Annotated in this window: 1 protein-coding gene; it reads right to left on the reverse strand. The window is 58.6% G+C overall.

Translation table 11 applies throughout. The annotated features are described in order from the left end of the window. Nucleotides 1-68 precede the first annotated feature (68 nt). A partial coding sequence (locus ACFOET_RS01775; protein ID WP_379018950.1) for a T9SS type B sorting domain-containing protein occupies nt 69-6,078 on the reverse strand: 6,010 nt, incomplete at its 5' end.

A 6,078-nucleotide genomic window follows, 5' to 3' on the forward strand; every position in this document is an offset into this window, starting at 1 on the left:
GCCAGCAGATAACTATGTGCATTACGTCTCATCTTGTGATCTTCTATTGCATAATCAAACTAACCATACTATTTCCGCTTCAGTATCACCCAGCCCTTCTCTTCCTGTTCCTGGTTACCCCTGATCAGTTTTATCATGTAGTAATAGGTACCTTCGCTCAGGTTCTGGCCTTCCCAGGTGTTACGGTATTCACGGCTCCTGTAAACCTCATTTCCCCACCGGTTGAAAATCACCAGCTCGACCCGGTCGTAAGCCTCTGTACCGATAATCTCGAACTTATCGTTCTGGCCGTCGCCGTTCGGCGTAAACACGTTCGGTATTTTCAGCGGGTTCGGCTCCACCGTGATCGTTACGGTAGCCTCGTTACTCCAATTGCCCCCGCTGTCCCTTACCCGGTAGGTAAACGTATCATTACCCATGTATCCCGGGTGGGGCCTGTAGGTGACCGTTCCATCCGGATTGATGGTAAGCGTACCGTTCTGCGGCGGGCTCACGATCTCGACGGAAGACGGATCCAACGGATATGTCGATCCGCTGTCATTGTCGGTAATCGGAATCACGATAGCATCGTTTGCGTTTCCGGCAACCTGATCGTGATCAGCAACAGGAGGCCGTATCGGCGAAAGGGTTACTTCATCCTCATTATCGGCGTCATCCGGATCCTGCTGGTTACCGCTTACCGATGCAATATTCCGGTAGTCACCGGTGGCATTTACGGTCACGGTGATTTCCAGTAAAGCCGTCGCTCCGTTGGCAAGGCTGCCTACCTGCCATACACCGCTGCCTGGATCGTAAGTGCCTATGCTTGCTTCATGCGACACCAGCGTATAACCGGATGGCAACCGCTCGATCACTTCCACGCCCGATGCATCGTGCGGCCCTGCATTGGAAACCTCAATGGTAAACACCACCTCGGCTCCGATCAGCGGGGCGGAAACGTCCGCGGTTTTCACCACACTCAGGTTCGATATCCCGCTCACAGGGACTGGCGGCGAGGCCGGCGTCTGCGGATTCCCGGGATTCTCAGGATCCGTAACGGTAGCTGTATTGGTTATTCCGCTTACACCCGTGAGCGCTGCGTTGACCGTTACCTTAAAGCTTACACTGACGGACTGCCCCCTTGGCACGTCCACCGTCCAATTCAGCGCTCCGCCGGACAACATACCGCTATGGCTTGCCGAACCTGCCACATAAGTTGTATTGGCCGGCACCGGGTCGGCGATGGCTATGTTTTCCAGATCAGCCTGCCCGGTGTTTGTCACGGTAATGGTAAATGTCAGCTCCTCACCTGCCTGTGCACTGCCGTCTCCGTTCGCATCGCTTACCGTTTTCGCCGTTGAGAACCTCCGGTCAAGCAGCGGCGGGGTCGTGCAGTCATCGCAGGTCGGATCCGGGTCGGGTGTCGGTGTGGTCACCGTAACCGTATTCACCAGCGTGCCTGAGAAATCCGATGGTGTCTGGACTGTCACCGTATAGGTTACCACAGCGCCGTCAGGCAATGTGGCGATCGTCTCATTGATGTCGCCCGTGCCGCTGGTATTCGGCAATGTCACCGTGCCGGTGGTCACCACCGCTGTCCAGCCCGTTATCGTTGTGCCGGTTGGAGCCGTATCCACCACGTTCACATCCTGTGCATCACTCGGGCCATTGTTCGTTACCGTGATCGTGTAGTCAACCGACTCACCCGGGGTGAACGTTGTCTGCGCGGCATCACTCACCACCTTCACCGTTACGATGTCCGCCTGCGGATCAGGTGTCAATGGTGGGGTCGTGCAGTCATCGCAGGTCGGATCCGGGTCGGGTGTCGGTGTGGTCACCGTAACCGCGTTCACCAGGTCATCATCGAAGTCCGGCGGTGTCTGTACCGTTACCGTATAGGTTACCACAGCGCCGTCAGGCAATGTGGCGATCGTCTCATTGATGTCACCGGTACCTGAAGTATTCGGCAATGTTACCGTGCCGGTGGTGACAACCGCTGTCCAGCCAGTGATCGTCGTGCCGGCAGGAGCCGTATCCACCACGTTCACATCCTGCGCATCGCTCGGGCCGTTGTTGGTTACCGTGATCGTGTAGTCAACCGATTCGCCCGGGGTGAACGTTGTCTGCGTGGCATCACTCACCACTTTCACCGTTACGATGTCAGCCTGCGGATCAGGTGTCAATGGCGGGGTCTCGCAGTCATCGCAGGTCGGATCCGGGTCGGGTGTCGGTGTGGTCACCGTAACCGCATTCACCAGCGTGCCCGAGAAATCCGATGGTGTCTGCACCGTCACCGTATAGGTTACCACAGCGCCGTCAGGCAATGTAGGTATGGTCTCGTTCAGGTCGCCAGTACCGCTGGTGTTTGGCAATGTTACCGTACCGGTGGTCACCACCGCTGTCCAGCCAGTGATCGTCGTGCCGGCAGGAGCCGTATCCACCACGTTCACATCCTGTGCATCGCTCGGGCCGCTGTTGGTTACCGTGATCGTGTAGTCAACCGATTCACCCGGGGTGAACGTTGTCTGCGTGGCATCACTTACCACTTTCACCGTTACGATGTCAGCCTGCGGATCAGGTGTCAGCGGCGGGGTCGTGCAGTCATCGCAGGTCGGATCCGGGTCGGGTGTCGGTGTGGTCACCGTAACCGCATTCACCAGGTCATCGTCGAAGTCCGGCGGTGTCTGGACTGTCACCGTATAGGTCACCACAGCGCCATTCGGAAGCGTGGCTATTGTCTCATTGATATTACCGGTACCTGAAGTATTCGGGAGGGTTACCGTGCCCGCTGTGACTGTTGCACTCCAGCTTGTGATCGTCGTGCCGGTTGGAGCCGTATCCACCACGTTCACATCCTGTGCATCACTCGGGCCGTTGTTCGTCACCGTGATCGTGTAGTCAACCGATTCACCCGGGGTGAACGTTGTCTGCGCGGCATCACTCACCACCTTCACCGTCACGATGTCCGCCTCAGGTGCCGGGGTCAATGGCGGCGTCTCGCAGTCATCGCAGGTCGGATCCGGGTCGGGTGTCGGTGTGGTCACCGTAACCGTGTTCACCAGCGTGCCTGAGAAATCCGATGGTGTCTGCACCGTTACCGTATAGGTTACCACAGCGCCATTCGGAAGCGTGGCGATAGTCTCATTAATGTCGCCCGTGCCACTGGTGTTTGGCAATGTCACCGTACCCGCCGTGACTGTTGCACTCCAGCCAGTGATCGTCGTGCCGGTTGGAGCCGTATCCACCACGTTCACATCCTGTGCATCGCTCGGGCCGTTGTTGGTTACCGTGATCGTGTAGTCTACCGATTCACCCGGGGTGAACGTTGTCTGCGTGGCATCACTCACCACTTTCACCGTCACGATGTCCGCCTGCGGATCAGGTGTCAATGGCGGCGTCTCGCAGTCATCGCAGGTCGGATCCGGGTCGGGTGTCGGTGTGGTCACCGTAACCGTGTTCACCAGGTCATCATCGAAGTCAGCCGGTGTCTGCACCGTTACCGTATAGGTTACCACAGCGCCGTCAGGCAATGTGGCGATAGTCTCATTAATGTCGCCCGTGCCACTGGTGTTTGGCAATGTCACCGTACCGGTGGTCACCACCGCTGTCCAGCCAGTGATCGTCGTGCCGGTTGGAGCCGTATCCACCACGTTCACATCCTGCGCATCGCTCGGGCCGTTGTTGGTTACCGTGATCGTGTAGTCTACCGATTCACCCGGGGTGAACGTTGTCTGCGTGGCATCGCTCACCACTTTCACCGTTACGATGTCCGCCTGCGGATCAGGAGTCAGCGGCGGGGTCGTGCAGTCATCGCAGGTCGGATCCGGGTCGGGTGTCGGTGTGGTCACCGTAACCGCATTCACCAGCGTGCCTGAGAAATCCGATGGTGTCTGGACTGTCACCGTATAGGTTACCACAGCGCCGTCAGGCAATGTGGCTATTGTCTCGTTGATATCACCCGTGCCGCTGGTGTTTGGCAATGTCACCGTACCGGTGGTTACCACCGCTGTCCAGCCAGTGATCGTCGTGCCGGTTGGAGCCGTATCCACCACGTTCACATCCTGGGCATCGCTCGGGCCGTTGTTGGTTACCGTGATCGTATAGTCTACCGATTCACCCGGGGTGAACGTTGTCTGCGTGGCATCGCTCACCACCTTCACCGTTACGATGTCAGCCTGCGGATCAGGTGTCAGCGGCGGGGTCGTGCAGTCATCGCAGGTCGGATCCGGGTCGGGTGTCGGTGTGGTCACCGTAACCGTGTTCACCAGGTCATCATCGAAGTCAGCCGGTGTCTGCACCGTCACCGTATAGGTTACCACAGCGCCGTCAGGCAATGTGGCTATTGTCTCGTTGATGTCGCCCGTGCCACTGGTGTTTGGCAATGTCACCGTGCCCGCTGTGACTGTTGCACTCCAGCTTGTGATCGTTGTGCCGGTTGGAGCCGTATCCACCACGTTCACATCCTGTGCATCGCTCGGGCCGTTGTTCGTCACCGTGATCGTGTAGTCAACCGATTCACCCGGGGTGAACGTTGTCTGCGTGGCATCACTCACCACCTTCACCGTCACGATGTCCGCCTGCGGATCAGGTGTCAGCGGCGGGGTCGTGCAGTCATCGCAGGTCGGATCCGGGTCGGGTGTCGGTGTGGTCACCGTAACCGCATTCACCAGCGTGCCCGAGAAATCCGATGGTGTCTGCACCGTTACCGTATAAGTTACCACAGCGCCGTCAGGCAATGTGGCGATCGTTTCATTGATGTCGCCCGTGCCGCTGGTGTTTGGCAATGTCACCGTGCCCGTCGTGACTGTTGCACTCCAGCCAGTGATCGTCGTGCCGGCAGGAGCCGTATCCACCACGTTCACATCCTGCGCATCGCTCGGGCCGTTGTTGGTCACCGTGATCGTGTAGTCAACCGATTCACCCGGGGTGAACGTTGTCTGCGTGGCATCACTCACCACTTTCACTGTCACGATGTCCGCCTGCGGATCAGGTGTCAGCGGCGGGGTCGTGCAGTCATCGCAGGTCGGATCCGGGTCGGGTGTCGGTGTGGTCACCGTAACCGTGTTCACCAGCGTGCCTGAGAAATCCGATGGTGTCTGCACCGTCACCGTATAGGTTACCACAGCGCCGTTCGGCAGCGTGGCAATCGTTTCATTGATATCACCGGTACCTGAAGTATTCGGCAATGTCACCGTGCCGGTGGTTACCGTGGCTGTCCAGCCAGTGATCGTCGTGCCGGCAGGCGCCGTATCCACCACGTTCACATCCTGTGCATCACTCGGGCCGTTGTTCGTCACCGTGATCGTGTAGTCAACCGATTCGCCCGGGGTGAACGTTGTCTGCGTGGCATCGCTCACCACTTTCACCGTTACGATGTCCGCCTGCGGATCAGGTGTCAATGGCGGGGTCGTGCAGTCATCGCAGGTCGGATCCGGGTCGGGTGTCGGTGTGGTCACCGTAACCGCATTTACCAGCGTGCCCGAGAAATCCGATGGTGTCTGCACCGTCACCGTATAGGTTACCACAGCGCCGTCAGGCAATGTGGCGATCGTTTCATTGATGTCGCCCGTGCCGCTGGTGTTCGGCAATGTTACCGTACCGGTGGTCACCACCGCTGTCCAGCCAGTGATCGTCGTGCCGGCAGGAGCCGTATCCACCACGTTCACATCCTGCGCATCGCTCGGGCCGTTGTTGGTTACCGTGATCGTGTAGTCAACCGACTCACCCGGGGTGAACGTTGTCTGCGTGGCATCACTCACCACTTTCACCGTTACGATGTCCGCCTGCGGATCAGGAGTCAATGGCGGGGTCGTGCAGTCATCGCAGGTCGGATCCGGGTCGGGTGTCGGTGTGGTCACCGTAACCGTGTTCACCAGGTCATCATCGAAGTCAGCCGGCGTCTGCACCGTCACCGTATAGGTCACCACAGCGCCATTCGGCAGCGTGGCAATCGTCTCATTGATGTCGCCCGTGCCGCTGGTGTTCGGCAATGTCACCGTACCGGTGGTCACCACCGCTGTCCAGCCAGTGATCGTCGTGCCGGCAGGAGCCGTATCCACCACGTTCACATCCTGCGCATCGCTCGGGCCGTTGTTGGTT

The sequence above is a fragment of the Parapedobacter deserti genome, assembly GCF_042646065.1.
Taxonomy (GTDB): Bacteria; Bacteroidota; Bacteroidia; order Sphingobacteriales; family Sphingobacteriaceae; genus Parapedobacter; species Parapedobacter deserti.